Source organism: Streptomyces sp. SirexAA-E, assembly GCF_000177195.2.
GTDB lineage: Bacteria > Actinomycetota > Actinomycetes > Streptomycetales > Streptomycetaceae > Streptomyces > Streptomyces flavovirens.
On the sequence record NC_015953.1, the window covers coordinates 90,818 to 109,595 of the forward strand.

19 protein-coding genes are annotated in these 18,778 nt (G+C 69.7%); 8 read left to right on the plus strand and 11 right to left on the minus strand.

Features of this window, described 5'->3' with window-relative positions:
- Window positions 1-411: 411 nt before the first annotated feature.
- The gene (locus SACTE_RS00330) at window positions 412-1,230 is read right to left on the minus strand and encodes an endo alpha-1,4 polygalactosaminidase (protein ID WP_019993918.1); all 819 of its coding nucleotides are present in this window, start codon (window positions 1,228-1,230) and stop codon (window positions 412-414) included.
- Window positions 1,231-2,235: 1,005 nt separating this feature from the next.
- On the opposite strand from SACTE_RS00330, the gene SACTE_RS00335 reads away from it, so the two are divergent.
- The 5 genes from SACTE_RS00335 (at window position 2,236) to SACTE_RS00355 (ending at window position 5,681) form a co-directional block, all read left to right on the plus strand.
- Window positions 2,236-3,081: an STAS domain-containing protein gene (locus SACTE_RS00335; protein WP_014044026.1), complete on the plus strand. Its 846-nt coding sequence runs from the start codon at window positions 2,236-2,238 to the stop codon at window positions 3,079-3,081.
- Window positions 3,078-3,455: an STAS domain-containing protein gene (locus SACTE_RS00340; protein ID WP_026359267.1), complete on the plus strand. Its 378-nt coding sequence runs from the start codon at window positions 3,078-3,080 to the stop codon at window positions 3,453-3,455. The genes SACTE_RS00335 and SACTE_RS00340 overlap by 4 nt, the downstream gene beginning before the upstream one ends.
- Window positions 3,452-3,877, plus strand: coding sequence for an anti-sigma regulatory factor (locus SACTE_RS00345; RefSeq protein WP_014044028.1), 426 nt, complete (start codon window positions 3,452-3,454; stop codon window positions 3,875-3,877). Before SACTE_RS00340 ends, SACTE_RS00345 begins: the two co-directional genes overlap by 4 nt.
- 404 nt (window positions 3,878-4,281) lie before the next feature.
- Complete coding sequence (locus SACTE_RS00350; protein ID WP_014044029.1) at window positions 4,282-4,800, plus strand: lytic polysaccharide monooxygenase auxiliary activity family 9 protein; 519 nt, start codon at window positions 4,282-4,284, stop codon at window positions 4,798-4,800.
- 146 nt (window positions 4,801-4,946) lie between these two features.
- Window positions 4,947-5,681: a chitinase gene (locus SACTE_RS00355; RefSeq protein WP_014044030.1), complete on the plus strand. Its 735-nt coding sequence runs from the start codon at window positions 4,947-4,949 to the stop codon at window positions 5,679-5,681.
- On the opposite strand, the gene SACTE_RS32740 is transcribed toward SACTE_RS00355, so the two are convergent.
- Together SACTE_RS32740 and SACTE_RS00370 are read right to left on the minus strand one after the other, a co-directional pair.
- Window positions 5,678-6,588, minus strand: a protein-coding gene (locus tag SACTE_RS32740) for an IS5 family transposase (protein WP_264371039.1) whose coding sequence is annotated in 2 segments (ribosomal slippage) — window positions 5,678-6,240 and window positions 6,240-6,588 — 912 coding nt in all. Because the reading frame shifts where the segments join, the coding sequence is not laid out codon by codon here. The two genes, SACTE_RS00355 and SACTE_RS32740, sit on opposite strands and share 4 nt — an antisense overlap.
- A gap of 1,064 nt (window positions 6,589-7,652) precedes the next feature.
- The gene (locus SACTE_RS00370) at window positions 7,653-8,180 is read right to left on the minus strand and encodes an O-acetyl-ADP-ribose deacetylase (protein WP_014044032.1); all 528 of its coding nucleotides are present in this window, start codon (window positions 8,178-8,180) and stop codon (window positions 7,653-7,655) included.
- Between the two features lie 576 nt (window positions 8,181-8,756).
- Here SACTE_RS00370 and SACTE_RS00375 point away from each other — a divergent pair.
- A complete protein-coding gene (locus SACTE_RS00375) occupies window positions 8,757-9,455 on the plus strand; it encodes a nucleotidyltransferase domain-containing protein (protein ID WP_014044033.1) in 699 nt (232 codons plus the stop codon).
- Between the two features lie 69 nt (window positions 9,456-9,524).
- Here SACTE_RS00375 and SACTE_RS35330 read toward each other — a convergent pair whose 3' ends face one another.
- From SACTE_RS35330 to SACTE_RS00410, 8 genes are all read right to left on the minus strand, one after another.
- Window positions 9,525-9,650 carry a hypothetical protein gene (locus SACTE_RS35330; protein WP_014044034.1) on the minus strand — a complete coding sequence of 42 codons (126 nt, stop codon included), beginning with the start codon at window positions 9,648-9,650 and terminating at the stop codon, window positions 9,525-9,527.
- Entirely contained in the window at window positions 9,647-10,639 is a 993-nt protein-coding gene (locus SACTE_RS00380) for an NAD(P)-dependent oxidoreductase (RefSeq protein ID WP_014044035.1), read from the minus strand. Before SACTE_RS00380 ends, SACTE_RS35330 begins: the two co-directional genes overlap by 4 nt.
- A 2-nt stretch (window positions 10,640-10,641) precedes the next feature.
- The gene (locus SACTE_RS00385) at window positions 10,642-11,529 is read right to left on the minus strand and encodes an energy-coupling factor ABC transporter ATP-binding protein (protein WP_014044036.1); all 888 of its coding nucleotides are present in this window, start codon (window positions 11,527-11,529) and stop codon (window positions 10,642-10,644) included.
- A complete protein-coding gene (locus SACTE_RS00390) occupies window positions 11,526-12,392 on the minus strand; it encodes an ABC transporter ATP-binding protein (RefSeq protein ID WP_014044037.1) in 867 nt (288 codons plus the stop codon). The genes SACTE_RS00385 and SACTE_RS00390 overlap by 4 nt, the downstream gene beginning before the upstream one ends.
- Before the next feature lies 1 nt (window position 12,393).
- Window positions 12,394-13,191, minus strand: a complete 798-nt coding sequence (locus SACTE_RS00395) for an energy-coupling factor transporter transmembrane component T (protein ID WP_014044038.1) — start codon at window positions 13,189-13,191, stop codon at window positions 12,394-12,396.
- Window positions 13,192-13,221: 30 nt separating this feature from the next.
- A complete protein-coding gene (locus tag SACTE_RS00400; RefSeq protein ID WP_014044039.1) occupies window positions 13,222-13,854 on the minus strand; it encodes a hypothetical protein in 633 nt (210 codons plus the stop codon).
- 88 nt (window positions 13,855-13,942) lie between these two features.
- Entirely contained in the window at window positions 13,943-15,133 is a 1,191-nt protein-coding gene (locus SACTE_RS00405; protein ID WP_014044040.1) for a sialidase family protein, read from the minus strand.
- 80 nt (window positions 15,134-15,213) lie between these two features.
- Window positions 15,214-16,002, minus strand: coding sequence for an FCD domain-containing protein (locus SACTE_RS00410; protein WP_014044041.1), 789 nt, complete (start codon window positions 16,000-16,002; stop codon window positions 15,214-15,216).
- 212 nt (window positions 16,003-16,214) lie between these two features.
- On the opposite strand from SACTE_RS00410, the gene puuE reads away from it, so the two are divergent.
- Both puuE and SACTE_RS00420 read left to right on the plus strand, forming a co-directional pair.
- Window positions 16,215-17,210 (plus strand): allantoinase PuuE, encoded by a 996-nt coding sequence (puuE, locus tag SACTE_RS00415; RefSeq protein ID WP_014044042.1) that lies wholly within the window; start codon window positions 16,215-16,217, stop codon window positions 17,208-17,210.
- 440 nt (window positions 17,211-17,650) lie between these two features.
- On the plus strand, window positions 17,651-18,508 hold the full coding sequence (locus SACTE_RS00420) for a glycoside hydrolase family 16 protein (protein ID WP_014044043.1): 858 nt from the start codon (window positions 17,651-17,653) through the stop codon (window positions 18,506-18,508).
- The last annotated feature ends 270 nt before the right edge of the window (window positions 18,509-18,778 follow it).

Below are 18,778 nucleotides of genomic sequence, written 5' to 3' on the forward strand. Positions count from 1 at the left end.
GGGCGCTCGGGTACCGAACACATGGAGCGCAGGAATGCCGCGTACGGCACCACGATGTGCAACCAGCACAGTGAGGCCACGGCGGTCGGCGGAACAGCCCGAAGCGGCGGGACGGGCGGCGGCCTCGCTCGGCAGCCGGTGGCCCGGCCCGTCCCCGCGACAACGGCGGCGGTGGCGGTGGCGGTGGCTCACAGCGGAGACACCCTGATCCGCACCATGCCGCTCCGGCGCACCGCCGCCGGCCCGTCGGTGCGCCGGAGCGGCACGGTGTCCCCCGGCGTCGGCGTGTGGCGCCGGGCGAGCAGGTGCCGCTGTTCATCCACCGCTCGCGGTCCCGCAGCCGGACGGCGGCCGCGAGGTCGCGACGCTACGGCGCGTGACGGGCCGGTCACGACCGCCTGGGCGTACGGGTCAGCAGACCTCGCGGACGTACCCGGCATCACCAGGGGACAGGACATCGCGGTCGCGCATCACGATGCTCAGCCGGTCCGCGAAACCGCTGCACGCCTTGTCGAAATGCTCCTGCTCGTACTCGATGACGATCACGTGGTCGCCGTAGCCCTCCGCGTAGTCCCCGCACTCGTCCCACTGTCCGCACTCTTCCGCCACGGCGAAGTCGAGACCGGTCTCGTCCCGCATCGTGGAGAACTCTGCGGTGTTCTTCTGCGCAGTCGCCAGACCCTTTTGGTGGGCGTGGTCGGCCAGAAGCCTGATCATCGCCTTCGCGTCGTCCGCGCCGAGGAGGTCGGTACGGTCGAAGGTGTCGAGGTTGTCCGGTTCGACGGCGTCGAATCCCTTGTCGGCGCAGGAGTCGACCCAGGCGTTCACCTTGGCGGCGATCAGTTTGCGGTTCTTGTCGGTCCGGATGTCCAGCATGGCCTCGCCCCAGTCGCCGTCGTAGACGATCTCGCCGTCGGCGTCCTTCAGCAGCAGGTCCTTCCACTCCCCCTCGGCGCCCGGCTGCGCCTGGAAGGCGTTGACGTAACAGATGTTGTAGAGCCCCGGCGCGGGTGACGCGGTGTGGTCACGGCTCACGACCTCGACCCCGGCCGGAGGCTCGTAGGGCTTGTTGATCTGGTAGTCGAAACCGGCGTGCGCGGGCGGGAGGGTGATCGTCTGGCTCGCCGCGTCCGCGGCGGAGCAGGCGAGCAGAGGCGCGATCGCGGCGGCCGTTACCGCCGCCCGTACGGTGAGGCCTTTCCAGGACCGCTCGCGGTGGATGTTGGGCATTTTTTCGTACTCCACGACGTGGGAGGGCACGTCCCCGCCTCGGACTCCGCTTCACGCGGTCCTGGCGACTCGGTCCGGACTGACGGCGCGAGGGCCGTATTACCGGATGGGCGTACCTCTGGCGTCGAGCGCTCGGCTCTGACGTTGCATGAGTAAACCGAGCGAACCACAGGGTGTCAACTGCTCGGATCAGCTCATCCGGCCTGCCGCACCAAGCGGTTCGGGAGCTTCGTCCGGGATGCCCGATGCTCGCCTGTTCGGTGCCTTCACGCCGCGCGGCGCCCTGTCCCGCAGCACTGCCACCACCTGAGCCGGGCTCACGTCGACGTGACACCAGACCTGTTGTGAACGCCGGGACGGGGGCGTGGGAGTGGCACGAGCGAGGGCACCGGCGGGCAGCGGCAGCCGAAGGACGGCCGGGGCGTGATGCGCCATGAGGGAGAGCGCGCCCCCGGACGTGTACGCCGGCCAAGGGATACGTGTGGGGCGAACGATCGATCCTGCCCAAGGTCGCGGGTGATCGGCAGGGGGTTCGGTTCGCGTATCCATCGACGGCTACCTCACCGAGACCGGACCGGTCGTGCCTTCAGCAGCGGTGCGCTCACCGTCGCCGGGAATCCTGGGCCAGGCGCCTCCGCCGAGGTCGATGCCTCTGACGCACGGGATGTCGCGACGCCGGTCTCCGACCGGTACCGGCTGAGCACGCGGAAACCCGACCCCGACGTCCGGGACGACCGATCCACCGCGACGACTGCTCGACGCCCTGACCTGCCTCCCATGCGGCTGCTACTGCCACCTCGGACGACCCCGCCACCGGGACTGCGCAGACCGGCCCGGGCCGGAGCCGTACAGGATTACCCATAAGCGACAGACGACAACTATTGTCGGACGGCAACTTAAGATGGAGCTGGGCGCCGGGTCCCCCGCGCCTGGGCGGCTGCCGGCGGTAGCGCGCTGCGGCATGCCGCGTCGCTGGAGACCGGAATGGAAGAAGGAGTTACTTCAGTGCCTGAGCAGGACACATGCACAAGGCTCGTCGAGCTGCTGACCGCGGAGCAGGAGTCGCTAGGTGCGGCTTGGGTGGAGGCGGTCTCGCGGACGTTGCGTGGGCGTATCTCGCTGGCCGAGCTCGACCGTGAGCTGCGTGAGTTGTACGCGGCGTTGGTGGAGGGGCTGCGTGGGGGCGGTCTGGACTGGCGGGGGGATGCGTTCGGGGAGGTGCGGGCGTTGCTGGCGGAGCTGTCGCGGACGCGGGCCCGGCAGGGTTTCACGCCGACGGAGACCGCGACGAGTGTGCTGGCGGGCAAGGATGTGCTGGCGCCCTCGGAGGACACTTCGGCGGGGGACGTCCGGGCCTATCTGCATCTGAGCAAGCTCATCGACGCGCTGGGTCTGTTCACTCTGGAGGTGTATGCCAAGACGCGTGAGGAGATCATCAGCGCGCAGGCCGAGCAGCTGATGGAGCTGTCCACCCCGGTGGTGAAGCTGTGGGAGGGGGTGGTGGCTGTTCCGCTGGTGGGCACGCTGGATTCGGCGCGGACGCAGGTGGTGATGGAGAAGCTGCTGCAGGCTCTCGTCGATACGGGGTCGGATCAGGCGATCATCGACATCACGGGTGTGCCGGCGGTGGACACCGAGGTGGCGCAGCATCTGCTCAAGACGGTGGTGGCGGCCCGGTTGATGGGTGCGGAGTGCATCATTTCGGGGATTCGTCCGCAGATCGCGCAGACGATTGTGGCGTTGGGGATCCAGTTCGGTGACATCGTCACCAAGTCGTCGTTGGCCGATGCTCTCAAGCATGCGTTGCGTCGTGGTGACGCGGCTGTCGTGCGGCCCGGTGGCCGGGCGTGAGCGAGCGCGTACCTGTGCTGAAGATCGGTGACGTCCTTCTCGTCTCGATCCAGGTGGAGCTGGAGGATCAGGTCGTTCTGGAGTTGCAGGACGATCTGGCGGCGCGGATCGTCGATTCGGGTGCGTCGGGGGTGGTGATCGACATCACGGCGGTGGAGATCGTGGATTCGTTCGTGGGGCGGATGCTGGCGACGACGGCGGCGATCTCCCGGATGCTGGATGCGCAGACCGTGGTGGTGGGTATGCGGCCGGCGGTCGCGATCACGCTGGTGGAGCTGGGGTTGTCGCTGGGGGGCGTGCGTACGGCTCTGACTCTGGAGAAGGGGCTGGAGATCCTGGCCAGGCGGGACGATTCCCGTCCGGCTCAGCTATGAGTGGGCTCGCGCCCGTTCCTGACGCCGAGCACGAGAGCGTTCCGATCGGTTCCAACGATGATGTGGTCCGGGCGCGTCAGCTGGTGCGTGCGCTCGCCCAGCAGTGCAAGCTCTCGCTGGTCGACCAGACCAAGCTGGTCACCGCCGCGAGTGAGCTCGCCCGGAACACTCTCGTCTACGGCGGTGGCGGGGTCATGCGGGTGGGTCTGGTCCACCGGGACGGGCGGGTCGGTGTGACCGCGGTGTTCGAGGACTCGGGTCCCGGCATTCCCGATGTCGACCAGGCGCTGACCGACGGGTGGACCTCCGGCGGGGGCCTGGGCCTCGGGCTCAGCGGAGCGCGCCGCCTCGTCGACGACTTCACCCTGCAGACCGAGGTCGGCGGCGGAACCCAGGTCGCGATCACCAAATGGGCACGCTGACCCCGCCTCGACCACGCCGACTCGCCAAAACCCAACGCGCCGCCACTCCTCCGCGATCTCGCTCCGGAGCGGGCGGCGCAGCCAGTAGGCGAGCCCCCCGCGCAGTGATGCCGGCCGGCCGGAACCTTGCCGCACCCCTGCCCCTTCACCCGGAACCGCCCGCAGGCGATGTCGTGACACATGCTTGACACGAACACCTCCGCTTGTATGGTCTAGTCCAACAGAACTCACCGCTCCGCTTCCGGAGTTGATCCCTGTCGGCATCTCCGCACGCCGACGAGGACGGTGAGTGCGCGTGACCTTCGCGCCTCTTGGCCCCCACCCAGAGGCCGTACCCGGCGCGTGCGGTCACCCCCACACATGACCGCGCACACCCCGGGCGGCCTGATGTGAAGGAGTTCCGTATGCACGCCAGTAGGAAGACAGCGGCACTGATCGGTGCGGCCCTGGCCCCCGTCATCGCGATCAGTCTGCCCGCCGGTTCGGCGAGCGCCCACGGCTACATCTCGGACCCGCCCAGCCGGCAGGCTCAGTGCGCCGCGGGCACGGTGTCCTGCGGGGACATCACGTACGAACCCCAGAGCGTCGAAGGGCCCAAGGGCCTGACCAGTTGCAGCGGCGGGAACAGCCGCTTCTCGGAGCTGGACGACGACAGCAAGGGCTGGGCCGTCACCTCGGTCCCGAAGAACGCGACGTTCTCCTGGAAGCTGACCGCTCAGCACTCCACCAGCACCTGGGAGTACTACGTCGGCGGTCAGCAGATCGCATCGTTCGACGACGGCGGCGCCAAGCCGGGTGCCGTGGTGAACCACGAGGTCGATTTCGGCGGCATCACCGGACAGCAGAAGGTGCTCGCCGTGTGGAACGTGGCCGACACCGACAACGCGTTCTACGCCTGCATCGACGTCAACGTCGGCGCCTGACACACCAAGTGGAGTGAGGCCGGGAGAGCGGTGGCCCCGTACGGGCCTGCCGACCGCGCCCGCCCGCGGGAGGGGCTTGTCACGGCAAGCCCCTCCCGACCTCCCACCCGTCTCGCCTTCGTCCCCGTCCAGCAGGAGTCGACATCATGAAGTCCCGCAAACTCGCACTACTGGCCGCCACCGGCGCGGCCGCCACCCTCTGCACCCTGATCCTCGCTCCGACAGCGGTTGCCCAGAAGACGGACGCGCGGTCCACTGCCGCCGAGTTCGTGCTCTCCGAGGCCCAGTTCGACGAAATGTTCCCGAACAGGAACTCCTTCTACACCTACAGCGGTCTCACGGCCGCGCTCAGCGCCTATCCGGATTTCGCCAACGCCGGCAGTGACACGGTGAAGAAGCAGGAGGCCGCAGCCTTCCTCGCCAACGTCAGCCACGAAACCGGTGGGCTGGTGTACGTCGTCGAACAGAACACCGCCAACTACCCGCACTACTGCGACGCCACCCAGCCGTACGGCTGCCCGGCGGGCAACGACAAGTACTACGGACGCGGGCCCATCCAGCTCAGTTGGAACTTCAACTACAAGAGCGCAGGCGACGCTCTGGGCATCGACCTGCTCAACAACCCCGACCTGGTCCAGAACGACGCGTCCGTCGCCTGGAAGACGGGCCTGTGGTATTGGAACACCCAGAGCGGGCCCGGCACCATGACGCCGCACGACGCGATGGTCAACAGCGCCGGCTTCGGTGAGACCATCCGTGCCATCAACGGCAGCCTGGAATGCGACGGTGGCAACCCCGGGCAGGTCCAGAGCCGTATCGACATCTACGAGCGCTTCACGCAGGTTCTGGGCGTCGAGCCCGGAGAAGGTCTCAGCTGCTAGGTCCTGTCTGACAAAGGATCTTGGGCGGGTTCGCGGAGCCAGAGGATGAGTGCGGCAAGGTGGACTCCGGCCTTGTAGCGGGCGGCGAGTTTGTCGAAGCGGGTGGCGATCGCGCGGAACTGCTTGAGACGGTTGAAGCAGCGTTCGACCACGTTGCGTGCCTTGTAGAGCTCGCGATCGAAGGCCGGCGGTCTGCCCCCGGCCTTCCCTCGCCGCAGGCGGTTGGCCTTCTGGTCGGCCCGTTCCGGGATCACGGCCCGGATGCCTCGCCTGCGCAGGACCCGGCGGATTGCCCGGGACGAGTAAGCCTTGTCCGCGATGACCGCGTCGGGCCTGCGGCGGGGCCGCCCGGCACCGCCCCGGGGCACCCGCAACTCGTCCATGACCGTGTCGAAGACGGTGGAGTCGTTGACGTTGCCGGGCGTGACGACGACGGCCAGGGGCAGGCCCCGGCCGTCGCAGGCGAGATGACTTTTCGTGGTCACCCCGCCGCGGGACCGGCCCAGCGCCTGACCAGCCGACGCGCGTGCCGGATTTTCCAGTTCGTCCCCCGCCGTCGCCCCTTTTTGCGGGCGCCGGCGGCGTGCTGATGGGCCCGGTTGATCGTGGAGTCCACCGACACCGTCCACTCCACGGCTCCGACGGAGTCGTCGCGGACCTGGACCTGTTCGAGCAGACGGGCCCAGGTGCCGTCCGCTTCCCAGCGGGCGAACCGTTCATAGGCCGTCTGCCACGGCCCGTAGCGTTCCGGCAGGTCACGCCACGGGGCACCGGTCCGCAACCGCCACAACACCCCGTTGATCACCTGCCGGTGATCTCGCCACGGCCGCCCACGACCGTCAATACCCGGCAGCAGGGGCTCGATCCGTTCCCACGCCGCATCCGTCAGCTCACCACGACCCACCACAAGTTCAATTATCAGACAGGACCTAGGGCGTGTTTCAGGAGTGATCTTTGTGAGCCGGGGCACCGAGGCTGATCGTGGCTGCGGACTCGATGCCCCGGCTGATGTCAGTTCTGGGCCGGCGCTGCTTGCCGAATGTCGGCCTCCGCGAGACCGCCGGGCGAGAAGACCGCGGCAGCGATCCGAAGGTGAGCCGACAGGGAGGCGCACAGCTCATCGAGGAGGCCGCTGCGGTTTTCGGCGGCGATGCGGACCTCGGCGAACGGGTCGCCGGTAGCGACTTCGTGCCCGCGCCAAGTAGGTCGCCGTCGCCGGTTCGGCACCACAGCACCCCGCGTCCGGGGTAGCGGCTTTCCGCTAGTACCTTGTTCAACCCGTTCACGAGCTCAGCGCTTATCCGATTTCGTGGCACCCCCGCATTGCGCGAAGCTGTCGACGACATCCAACCGGAGCGGGGAGCTCTGCCTTTCGCGGGGGTTGGCGCCGGTCTGTCACGGCCACTCGTCGATGGCCGCGACCAACACGGTCGCTTCGTAGCGGACGGAGCGCTTGTCGTACCTCGTGGCAACCGCGCGCTGCCTCTTGAGGTGGTTGATCCCGCACTCGACCGCGTGACGCGTCCTTGTCGAATTTCGGTGGCCTGCCCCCGTGCGAGCCGCGCTTCTTGCGGTTGCCGATCTGTTCGCGCTTATGCCCTGTCCGCGCGGACCTTGTCCGGCCGGGTGCGTGGCCGTCCTGGGCCGAGACGCGGCACGCGTATGTGGCCCAGGACCACCTGGAACTTGGGGAGTCGCCGGTTCCAGCACAACCCACTGAGCGTCAGTCAAGACTCCCCACGTCACGTGCTGTGATCAGCGCACGCCTTGGTCGACTTCTTGCACACGCCCTAGCAGAACCTGAGAAGGTGTTTCCGACGGCTGACACCGCATGCCCGTGGCGGCATCGTGGCCGACTGGATTCGGCTTCACGTCCCGTCGGCGCCGACGGGACGTGAAGCACCCTCGCGAAGACGCCCCCGGTGCCCCCGCGTACCACTCCGTCCTGGAAGTCGCGGGCAGCGAGGCCCCCTACGCCGTCAGCGCCCGATCGAAGTGGGCGTAGGCCTCCTCGTCGAAGAGCACGAACCGGACCTCGGTGATCGAAGGGAACGCTGCCTCACGAACCGTACGCACGGCAATCCGCGCACCGTCGTCGAGCGGCCAACCGTAGATGCCCGTCGAGATCGCCGGAAAGGCGACCGTCCGGGCCCCCAGCTCCGACGCCACGCGCAGGGACTCCCGATAACAGGAGGCCAGCGATGCGGAGCGGTCCTGCGTACGCGACCAGACCGGGCCCACCGTGTGGACGACGTGCCGCGCATGCAGTCGGCCGGCCGTCGTCGCCACCGCCTGCCCGGTCGGCAGCCCCTTGCCGTAGTGCGAGGCCCGCAGGGCCCGGCAGGCCGCGAGGATATCGGGCCCGCCACGCCGGTGGATCGCGCCGTCCACCCCGCCACCGCCGAGGAGTGAGGAGTTGGCGGCATTGACCAGGACGTCGGAGTGCTGCTCGGTGATGTCCCCGAGTACCAGGGTGATCGTCGGTCGTTTCGTCGTCATGCGGCCATATTGCCGCCTGCCAGTAGGGCGTGCGGGGCCATGGCCGTCACAGTGCGGCCGGTCGACTCACCCGTTCGGTGCCGCCTGTCGTCCGAAGGTCCTCGCCTGTGAATGTCTCGGCCTCCTGCACTCAGCGACGACGAGCGCGGGCACTGCTGAACGCCCGCCCCTGCCGCCGCGGTCCACTTCGCCGCGGCCCGTGACGGCACGGCCGCCGTCGCACCGAGCGGGCTGCCGGTGGGGCGGGTTGGGAGTGGTGGCGGTGTTCCCGCTCGTGGCCGGCGTTCTCGGTCGCTCGGTGCGCAACCGGCGGGCCTACTTGGCGGCCGTGGAGGAGCGGGCCCGGGGGGCCGAGAAGAGCCGGGACGGCGAGGCGCGCCGGAGAGGGGCCGAGGAACGGGTGGCTCATCGCCCGGGAACTGCGCGATCTGGTGGCCCGTCCCCAGGGGGAGCCCTCTTCCAGATCTGAGCCGCGAACCACGGTTACGGACCACACAACCCCTGCCGGTATCCGAGTCTTGGCTACGGGGGTGCTTGCCGGGAAAGCATCGTGCCCCTGACACGTACGCTGCGGTCATGGACGACCCTGTGCTCACCGCCCACGAACTGGTCCGGGATCGCTTTCCCGCCGCCCGGACGGCCTTCCTGGCCGGCAGCGTAGTGACCGACCGCCGAACGCCGACCTCCGATCTCGACATCGTGGTCGTCCTTGACGGTCCGCCGGCGCCCTACCGGGAGAACCTGGTGTACCACGGCTGGCCGGTGGAGCTGTTCGTGCAGACCGAGGCCACCTGGCATGACTTCGCTGACCAGGAGACGGCGAAGCGGAATTCGCCGTTGCTCGCCATGTGCTCCGTCGGCATCCTCCTCGTGGACATGGACGGGCTGGGCGCTTCGCTCCAGGCTGAGGCGCGAAGGCGCTGGGCTGCGGGCCCGCCGCCGCTCACGGCCCCTGAGCGTGACCGCCACCGGTACAGCATCACGGACCTGCTGGACGACCTGCGTGGGTGCGGAGACCCGGCCGAGCGGGTGTACCTGGTCTCGCACATGCTGCAGCGTGCCTCGGAGATCGCCCTGCTGACCGGGGGGCACTGGATCGGCGGAGGCAAATGGCTGTCACGGCGGCTGGCCGTGGCCGACCCCGGCCTGCACAGCGCGTTGACCGAGGCTGCCGAGCAAGCCGTAGCCGGGCACACCGGCACCTTCGCCGCGGTCGTGTCGGATGTGTTGGACCAGGCCGGGGGTCCGCTGTGGGACGGGTATACCGTCCGATGAATCGGTGGCCCGGGCTACGAGCACGCCACCGCAGCCGAGAAGGCCGAGCCGGTGAGGGCGCGACGGCGTTCACCTGTCGGGTGCGTCGGTCCGCGCGATCAGTGGGGCGTCGCGGCCGAGCCGGCCCGCCCACGTCACGTCCGTCGCCTCTCCGAAGGTGACGAGCCTGCCGCCGTGCGGTCGCCGCGCGGTCATCTGCCGGCCGTGAAGAACGCGGGGTGCTCGCGCGCCCACCGGACGTATGCGGCGACCTGGTCCGCGAGGCCGGCCGGCTGCCAGATCAGCTCCTGTCGTGCCCGGTCGGAGGAGTAGACGCCGTTCTTGCCGGACTCGGTGGCGGGGTCCATGTCGGCCTCGGCCGAGTCGGCCGGTACCTGGAGGGTCTCCACGCCGAAGAGAGCCACGAGGTCGGGGACGCTTGTCCGGACGCCGCTGGAGATGTTGTACGTCCCGTCTCCTCGGCCCTCCCCGCGGGCGAGCAGTTGCAGGGCGCGGGCGGCCTCGGTGGCGCCGAGCCAGTCGCCGCCCGCCCGGAGCGTGCGTTCCGTGACCTTGACGGCTCGGCCCTGCACCGCGGCGGCCGCGAGGTGGTACGGCAGGGACATGACCGAGCGGCCCGAGCTCGGCCGTTCCATCGGCCCGAACATCTTGGTCAGCCGTGCCACGGGGACGTCGAGACCGTAGAGCCGACCGAACCTGCGGGCGACGAGTTCACCGGCCAGCTTGCTGATGCCGTACATCTCGTCGGGCGAGGGCGGGGCGTCCTCGGCGAGCAGCCGCAGGGGTGAACTTCCGTAGACGGCACCGCTGCTGACCAGCAGGACCCGCCGTACCCCGCTGGTGCGCCGGGCGGCGTCGAGGACGGTCGTGGTGCCCTGGGTGTTGACGTGGACGAAGCGTCCGGGGTCGCGGTGTTCGCTTTCCGGGTCGTGGGTGACCGTGGCGCCGTGGACGACGACGTCCGGCGCACTCCGTGCGATCACGTCCGTCACGGCCGCGCTGTCGGTGACGTCGGCCTGGACATGGTGGACGCGTTCCTCGTGTCCGGCGAGGGAAGCGGTGAGTACGTCGTCGGGTGCGTGCAGATCGACGGCGGTGACGACGGCGTCGGGCTCCGTGGTGAGCAGTCGCTCGACCAGGACGCTCATGACGAAACCGCGGGCGCCGGTGACCAGATAGCGCATGTTCAGCAGACCTTGTCGTCGTGGGGAAGGGGCGTTGCCCCGGGGCGCGGGCGGGCGAGGACGGTACTCATCTCGCGTACGGCGTCGTCGACCGTCAGCACACCCGGCAGCCCGAGTTCGGCGGCGAGCACCGCTGCCTGCGGGGGCCGGATGTTGGTCTCCTGGAGCACCTCGCGCTGCGAGAAGACCTCTGCGGGGGTGCCGTCGGTGAGTACGCGGCCCTCGCGCATCGCGATGACACGGGTGGCGTACTCGGCGACCAGCGCCATGTCGTGGGAGATGATGACGACCGTGCGGCCCAGGGCGTGGTGGTGGGCGAGCGAATCGAGGATCTTGCGTGACTCGGCCCGGTCCTGACCGGTGGTGGGTTCGTCGACGACCGCGACGTCGCAGCCCATGACGAGGGTGGAGGCGATGGCGAGCCGCTGGCGCTCACCCCGGGAGAGGTGGACGGGGTTGGTCTCCTCGCGCCCTTCGAGTCCCACCAGTCGCAGGGTGTCGGACACCTCGCGGGCGAGCGTCGTGGGGTCCGCGCCGAGGTTGCGCGGGCCGTACTCCAGCTCTTCGCGGCAGGTGTCGTGGAAGATCTGGCGATCCGGGTTCTGGAAGACGTATCCGACGGTCGCGGCGAGGTGGTGGAGGCGGGTGCCGCGGGTGTCGACGATCGCGCCGTCCCGGGTGTGCAGACGGACCGTACCGCCGGGATTCGTCGGCCTGAGCAGGCCGTTGAAGTGCTTGGCGAGGGTCGTCTTGCCGGAGCCGTTCCGCCCGATGATCGCGACGAACTCGCCCCGTCCGATGGTCAGATCCACCCCCGCCAGGGCCTTGGCCCCTCCGCCGTAGGTGTGCTCGACGCCGGTGATCTCGATGACGGTGTCCTTATGGTTCATGCGTGGTTCCTGTCGCTGTGCGGGTCGTGCGTCATCGACTGCCAGCCGGCGACCGCCGCCGGCACGGACAGCGGGAGTTCGGTGTCCCAGTGCCCTCGCTGCCGCAGCCGCAGGGCGATGTCGAGCACCTGGGGCCGGTCCGGGGCCGCCGGGCCCGTGAGTACCTCGCGCGGGGTGCCGGCCGCTTCGACGCGGCCGGCACGCATGGCGACGAGCCGGTCGGCGTAGACGGCGAGTTCCTCGATCTTGTGCTCGACGACGACGACGGTGACGCCTTCGTCCGCGAGCACGCGGATGGCGTCCATGACACCTTCGGTTCCGGCGGGGTCCAGTTCGGACGTCGGTTCGTCGAGGAGCATGATCCGTGGGCTGAGGCAGAAGATCGAGGCCACGACGACGCGCTGCTTCTCTCCGCCCGAGAGGGCGTGCGTGAACCGGTCGAGGAGGCCGCCGATGTCGAAGAGGTCGGTGGCGCGTCGCAGACGCCGTTCGATCTCCGGTACCGGGATCCCCCGGTTCTCCATCCCCCAGACCAGCTCTTCTCGCACCACGGTGTTGACGAGTTGCACCTCCGGGTCCTGCATGACGAGGCCGACGGTCTCGGTGATCTCGGAGAGGCCGGTGAAGTCCTCCAGCGGGCGTCCGAAGACCTCGATGCCGCCGCGCATGGCCGCGCTGTCCTCGTGGTGGGGGATGACGCCGGACAGGCACTGCAGGAGGGTGGACTTCCCCGCGCCGGTCGGGCCGAGAATGCCCAGGATCTCCCCGGGAGCGACGACGAGGTCGACCTCGTCGAGTGCGCGCCGCTCGGCGCCCTCGTAGCGGACGGTCAGGCCGGAGACGGCCAGTGCCGGTGCGGTCATTTCATGCCCCTTCGGTGAACGGTGCGGGCATCTGCCACTGCATGACCAGGAGCGCGGCGGCCAGGAGGACCACGCCGATGACCAGGAGGGCGTCGCCGGCCCGGAAGGAGGACGTCCGGTAGAACGTCCGCGGGCCCGGCAGGCTGTAGCCGCGCAGCTCCATCGACAGGGCGATGTCGCTGCTGCGCTTCATGGAGCCGGCGAGCATCGGGAACAGCATCCGGACGATCGCGCGGCCCCTCCGCAGCGGGTGGCGTGAACTGCTCTCGGCCGAACCACGGACCGCCATGGCGGTGAGCAGGGTCCGTGCCTCGTCCTGCAGAAGGGGCAGGAAGCGGAAGGCGAAGCTCGTCAGGTAGGCGAACTTGTAGGGCACGCCGACCTTGTGGAGCGCGAGCGCGATGTCCGACGGACTGGTGGTCACCGAGAACCCGTAGAAGCAGATGCCCATGGCGAACAGGCGCATCCCGATGCCCAGACCGAGCAGGACACCCGCCCTGGAGAGGGAGAGGCCGCCGATCGTGGCCATCGCCGGTCCGCCCTGGACCAGGGCTTGCAGGAGGGTGAGGAGGAGGACGAGCGGGATGATGAGGAGCAGGGCCTTGGCGTACGAGGCGGGCGTGATCCGTGCGAGCGCCGCGAGCCCGATCACGACGACGGCGGTCAGCGCGACGAGGACGTCGATGCGGGTCGTGGTCAGTGCGACGACGAGGACGACGATGATCGCGGCGATCTTCGCGCGGGCGTCGGCGCGATGCAGAAACGTTTTTCCTGGCTGGTAGAGCATCGTTCCGCTCATCGCGGTACCCCTTCGGTTCGTGTGGGCCGGTCAGATGGCATCGGCGGCCGCCTTGAGGTCGCGTTCCTTCTGGACGAGCCCGGTGTTGACCAGCCGGCGCATGATCCCGTACGTGATGAGGGAACCGACGAGGTAGCACGGCTGGACGACGAGGACCTGGCCGGTGATGAAGCCCCAGGGCAGATGCAGGATGACGCGGTTGCCCACGCCGAACATCAGCGCGTCGCCCAGACCGCCGATCTGACCGATGAGGATGAGCTGCCACAGCTTCAGGCCCTTGTCGCGGGACTTCATGGCCCACACCAGCAGCGCCACGGGGATCGTGTGCGCGGCGTTGGTCAGGAACAGGAAGGGCGCCATCGGCTGGGAGGCCGTGAGGTTGGAGATGACCGGGTTGATCCACGCGGTGATCAGCGCTCCGGTGAGGCCGTAGAAGGCCGCGGCGGGCACCCAGATCGCGCAGACGACGATCGCCGAGACGATCGGGACGCTGCCGCCGGTCAGGGCCAGGTCGAGGCGCTCGGTGATCTGGAGGATCACGGCCATGGTCAGCCCGAGGAACACACACGTGATGATGGTGCGGGTGTCCCGGGGAAGGAGCTGGAACTTCCAGTTGGGGAGCGTCGTCCACCGCTTCTGCGACACTGTCTTCGCCGTGGCCATGGGTCTTTCCTCTGCTGGTGTGTGCGGGCGCGGACCTCGGGTGCGTACGCCCTGGGGGACGGTCGGGCCGATCGGAGCGGGCGCCCGGTCACCCGGCGGCGGCGGAACCGGAGGGCGACGGTGCGTCACCCTCGGGCTCGGGCAGGGCGAGAGCGCGGTTGACGACGATCCGGGCGGCGGAGCCGGTGCTGCCCATACGGCCGGCCAGGACGTCGTCCTCGGTGAACCGGGCGAGGTAGACGGCCCGGTCGCCGAAGCGGTCGTGGTCGTAGACGACGAAGATCCGGCCGTCGGCACCGACGGCGGCGTCGGGGTAGGAGACGTCGTCGCGGTCGTCGAGGAGGAGCCGGTGCGGCCAGGTGGCGCCGTCGTCGTCGCTGAGGAAGGCCGTGAGGTTGGTACGGCCCTTCCATTCCTTGACGTTGCCCTGCTCCTCGATCTCCTCGCGGGACCGCCGGTCACCGAAGTCCGCGTGGTTGATCATGAGCAGGCGTCCTGACGGGAGCCGGCGGATGTGGAAGCGCGAGCAGGGGCCGTCGATGTGGCTCCGGCGGCCGGGGGACCAGGTCCTTCCCCCGTCCTTCGAGAAGCTCTCGCCCACGCCGTCGAAGCACCGGACGAGCATCCACAGCTCGCCGTCACGCTTCTCGACGACCATGTGCTCGTCGAAGCTGCGGTTCGGCACGTCGGCTCCGCCGAGGTAGGCGAACGTCTCGCCCTCGTCGGTCGAGACGTAGACGTTGGAGAACCGTTCGGCCTCCAGGGCGTGTTCCTCGGTCGGGGTGTGGCATGCCCAGATGGCCGCGGGGAACAGCCAGGTGCCGTCGGCGAGCACGGTGGGCTTGTTCATCATGATCCCGTTGGCGATCCGCCGCGGAGCGGTCCAGACGGGCTCGTCGTCGTCGGGGTTGCCGCTCGTGGCGACCCAGACACCGATCCTGCCGTCGAAGAAGTCCCGGCTCTGGTTCCACGTCGCCCAGAGGCGCCCGGCGGGGTCCCGCCAGAGACAGGGGTCGTACACGCGGACCTCGGGGTCGTCGTGCTCGACGACGAACCTGGGGCCGGTCCAGGTGGTGCCGTCGTCGTCGCTGCTCGTGATGACGACGAAGTTGCCGCCGGTCTCCGTCTCCATCCCCGTGTACCAGTTGGCGTAGAGCCGCCCGCCCCGGGTTCGCTCGACCGACGGTATGCCCTGCCACCTGCGGTACGCGTCCTGGTACCGGGCGCCGGTGGGACGGGGGTGAATCCGGGCGGGGGACATGGTGCCTGTCCGCGTCATGCCTGCTCCTGTCGTCGGTGGTGCCGTGCCGGTGGCACGTGCGTCGGTGCACGACAGTGTTGAGCAGGCACCAACGTCTGTCAATACTGACGAACACCCTCCTCCGCTCGGGCGGCGTCGGGCACCCAGTCGAGCAGCCGCTGGACGAGCACCTCGTTGCCGCCGACGATCGACGTCTCCACGGCGGCGATCATCGCCTCGAAGTGCGCCCTCATGGCCTCCTCCGCACCGGCGGGGTCCCGCCGCTCGATCCGGTCGAGGACCGCCTGGTGCTCGGCGACGACGTTCTCCTCGTCGCGGCGGGTGGCGAGCACCGTGTCGAGCACCGCCTCGACCCGGTCCAGGTGCGGCGCGAGCATCATCTCGGCCGCCACCTTGAGTATCCGGTTCGTCGACATCTCGACTATGGCCCGATGGAACCGCAGCCCCGGCTGCTCGATCATCGGGGCGCTCCCGACGACACGGACGTGCTGGTCCGACAGGCTCCGCAGTTCCCGCAGCCGGTCCTCCTCCGGCGCGCGGGCGGCATCGCCCGCCACCGCGCTCTCCACGGCGCTGCGCGCCCTGAGCAGGTCGAGGAGGTCCTTGGTGTCACGCACCGCGTGCTGCAACGAGTCCGACGCGCGATGGGTCAGAACCGCCTCGGCCGCGCGTCGCCGCCCCTCAGCGGCCAGCGTCCGCCCCTTGGTGCCCACGGGCACGGTCCACCCACGGGCGTCCATCTCCCGCAGCAGGCGCGAGACGGAGGACTCGCTGAGCTCCCGGCCCCGCTTCGCCAGCTCTCGCTGCGCGTTGCGCGTCCCCAGCGGCCCGCTCGACGCGGACATCAACTGAAGGAGCGCAAGCATGGCCCCTTCGCGGTCATTCATGGTCGTCCCCTCGCTCGTCCCGCCGGACGCCTCGTGTCCGCCGGCCGTTCCGCCCCCGCCCTCGGCGAGGGGCAAGCCGCCGAAGTCCCGCCCTTGACTGCGCACACCTCCGCCGCCATGGTTAGTCAGAACTGACCGACGCCTGCCGAACTCAGGATACCGTGCCTGTTCCTGTGGCGGCACGGCCTTCCGCGATCAAGGCAGGACTCTCGATGACGCGCACCCTTCCCCCCAGCGACTACCCCCGCGACCTGGCCGGCTACGGCGGGGATCTCCCCCACGCGCAATGGCCCGGCGGGGCCAAGGTGGCCGTGCAGTTCGTCGTCAACGTCGAGGAGGGCGGCGAGAACAACGTCCTGCACGGCGACGAGGCGTCGGAGGCGTTCCTCACCGAGGAGCCGACCAGCGCGCTACGGGGCCGTCGCAACCTGAACGTCGAGTCCCAGTACGAGTACGGCACCCGGGCGGGCTTCTGGCGTCTGCGCCGGCTCTTCGAGGAACGCGGTCTGCCGGTGACGGTCTTCGGTATATCGGAGTCGCTCCGGCGCAATCCCGGACTGGTCGCGGCCGCGCGGGAGTCCCGGTGGGAGATCGCCTCGCACTCGCTGCGGTGGATCGACTACGCCGCACTCGACCCGGACACCGAGCGCGAGCACATCGAGCGGGCCGTACGGATCCACACCGAGGTGTGCGGTGAGGCACCGCACGGCTGGTACACGGGCCGCAACAGCGCGAACACCCGCCGCCTCGTCGTCGAGCACGGGGGTTTCCTCTACGACTCGGATTCGTTCAGCGACGACCTGCCGTACTGGACCGACGTCGACGGCACCGCGCACCTGGTACTCCCCTACACCCTCGACAACAACGACGGCCGGTACGTCAACACCTACGGCTTCCAGTCCGAGTCCTTCTCCACGTATCTGACACACGCGCTCGAACTCCTCCTGGAGGAGGGCACGGAGCGCCCGCGGATGATGAGTGTCGGGCTGCACCTCCGTATCAGCGGACGGCCCGGCCGTGCCGCGGACCTGCGCCGCTTCCTCGACGTCGTGGCCGGCCACCCCGACGTGTGGGTGGCCCGCCGCGTGGACATCGCACGTCACTGGCGCAGAGTCCATCCCGCCTCGGAATGGCTGCCGCGCTCCGTCGACCCGCTGGCCGGGGACGCGTCCGCGGACGCCCTCACGGCGACTCCGCCCCGGGGCTGAACGGACGCGGGCGGGGGCGCCGTGGCCGCGCTCACGCGCCCTGACAGGACCCGCGCTGTCCGGCGGACGGCCGGGCCGGACCGGTCAGGGGCCAGGCGCGGTGGTGCCCACTGCCCCGTCTGACCGGCACACGCGGACCGCCCCCTCTCCCCGAGCGGGGTGCGCAGCGGCTCGCCGGCGCGCTCACCCCGGGAGGGGAAGCCGCTCGGGGCGACGGGCCGGGGCAGCGGGCGTCCCGCCGGGCAGAGCAGGCGAGGCGGAGCCGAGCCCCTCCCCCGGACGCCCTGGCACTCCTGTACCCGCCGAGGGCTCGCGCGTCTGCGAGAATCGCCGTTCCGCGAGGTTTTCGAGCTGGGCGGCCTCTGGGCTCACGCTCGCCCCGGGCACCTGGGGCAGCAGGCCGTGCTCACACTTTCCGTACCCCTCCCAGGAGCAGCGTGATGAAGCGACCTACCCGCCTGGCGCTCGTGCTGGCACTGAGCGGGCTGCTGGGCGGATGCGGGACCGCTCCGACAGGGTCGCCCTCTTCCTCGGCCGGTGAGGAAGTCTTCTGGCAGGCGGAGTTCGAGGGGGCGGCGGGCGCCCGCCCGTCGGAACGGTTCTGGAACACCGAAACCGGCAACCTGGATGCCGAGGGGTGGGGCAACAACGAGCTCCAGTACTACACGGACGACGTGGCCAACTCCGCTCTGGACGGCGCGGGCCACCTCGCGATTTCCGCGCGTCCGGCCCCCGACGGCTCCGAACTGCCGTGCTACACGCAGGAGTTCTGCACCTGGACGTCGGCCCGCCTGACGACCGAGGGGAAAGTCGCGCTCACCCGTGGACGCGTGGAGATCCGCGCGAAGATACCCACCGGCACGGGACTGCTGCCGGCGATCTGGATGCTGGGCGAGAACGGAGCCGAATGGCCCGCGCAGGGTGAGATCGACATCTGCGAGGTGGTCGGCGGAGAACCGCGGACGGTGTACGGCACCGCGCACGGGCCGACCTACTTCAACGAGAACGGCGCGGGTGGCAGCACCGACCTACCGGCCGACGCGTCGGAGGCCTTCCACACGTACGCCCTCGACAAGCAGCCCCGCCGCATCACCTGGTCCGTCGACGGCGAACCGTACTTCACCTTGACACCGTCGAAGTTGCCCGCGCCACGCGACTGGGTCTTCGAACAGGACATGCATCTGCTGCTCAACGTTGCCGTCGGAGGCGACTGGCCCGGCCCCCCGGACGCCTCGACACCGTCTCCCGCGACGATGACGGTCGATTACGTGCGCTTCTACGGCCAGGGCCGCGCGTGAACCGGAATCGGGTGAAGGCGACGACGCGTCGGAGCGGCTGCCGCGGCGCCGAAGGCGGGCGGCAGAGGTACCGGCGCGATCCTGCCGGTCGGCGGCGGCGCAGGCGCCTGAAGGGAGCGGAGTCAGCTCGGCCGCGGCGGGTTCCTCGGCTCGTGCCCGCGTATGCGCGAGGTGGTGGCGGCAGTGGTGCCCGTCTCGACGATCGTGCCGTTGGGGGTGAGGCGGTCGACGGCCGGGCGGAGCCGCGGATCCGTGAACGGCTTGGTCCGG

Excerpts from the sequence above, each read along its gene's own strand:
- SACTE_RS00345 (WP_014044028.1), top strand. The coding sequence starts at position 3,452 with ATGAGTGGGCTCGCGCCCGTTCCTGACGCCGAGCACGAGAGCGTTCCG.
- SACTE_RS00395 (WP_014044038.1), bottom strand. The coding sequence starts at position 13,191 with ATGAGCGGAACGATGCTCTACCAGCCAGGAAAAACGTTTCTGCATCGC.
- SACTE_RS00350 (WP_014044029.1), top strand. The coding sequence starts at position 4,282 with ATGCACGCCAGTAGGAAGACAGCGGCACTGATCGGTGCGGCCCTGGCC.
- SACTE_RS00420 (WP_014044043.1), top strand. The coding sequence starts at position 17,651 with ATGAAGCGACCTACCCGCCTGGCGCTCGTGCTGGCACTGAGCGGGCTG.
- SACTE_RS00410 (WP_014044041.1), bottom strand. The coding sequence starts at position 16,002 with ATGAATGACCGCGAAGGGGCCATGCTTGCGCTCCTTCAGTTGATGTCC.
- SACTE_RS00355 (WP_014044030.1), top strand. The coding sequence starts at position 4,947 with ATGAAGTCCCGCAAACTCGCACTACTGGCCGCCACCGGCGCGGCCGCC.
- SACTE_RS00375 (WP_014044033.1), top strand. The coding sequence starts at position 8,757 with ATGGACGACCCTGTGCTCACCGCCCACGAACTGGTCCGGGATCGCTTT.
- SACTE_RS00380 (WP_014044035.1), bottom strand. The coding sequence starts at position 10,639 with ATGCGCTATCTGGTCACCGGCGCCCGCGGTTTCGTCATGAGCGTCCTG.
- SACTE_RS00390 (WP_014044037.1), bottom strand. The coding sequence starts at position 12,392 with ATGACCGCACCGGCACTGGCCGTCTCCGGCCTGACCGTCCGCTACGAG.
- SACTE_RS00370 (WP_014044032.1), bottom strand. The coding sequence starts at position 8,180 with ATGACGACGAAACGACCGACGATCACCCTGGTACTCGGGGACATCACC.
- SACTE_RS00405 (WP_014044040.1), bottom strand. The coding sequence starts at position 15,133 with ATGACGCGGACAGGCACCATGTCCCCCGCCCGGATTCACCCCCGTCCC.
- puuE (WP_014044042.1), top strand. The coding sequence starts at position 16,215 with ATGACGCGCACCCTTCCCCCCAGCGACTACCCCCGCGACCTGGCCGGC.
- SACTE_RS00400 (WP_014044039.1), bottom strand. The coding sequence starts at position 13,854 with ATGGCCACGGCGAAGACAGTGTCGCAGAAGCGGTGGACGACGCTCCCC.
- SACTE_RS00385 (WP_014044036.1), bottom strand. The coding sequence starts at position 11,529 with ATGAACCATAAGGACACCGTCATCGAGATCACCGGCGTCGAGCACACC.
- SACTE_RS35330 (WP_014044034.1), bottom strand. The coding sequence starts at position 9,650 with ATGACCGCGCGGCGACCGCACGGCGGCAGGCTCGTCACCTTCGGAGAG.
- SACTE_RS00330 (WP_019993918.1), bottom strand. The coding sequence starts at position 1,230 with ATGCCCAACATCCACCGCGAGCGGTCCTGGAAAGGCCTCACCGTACGG.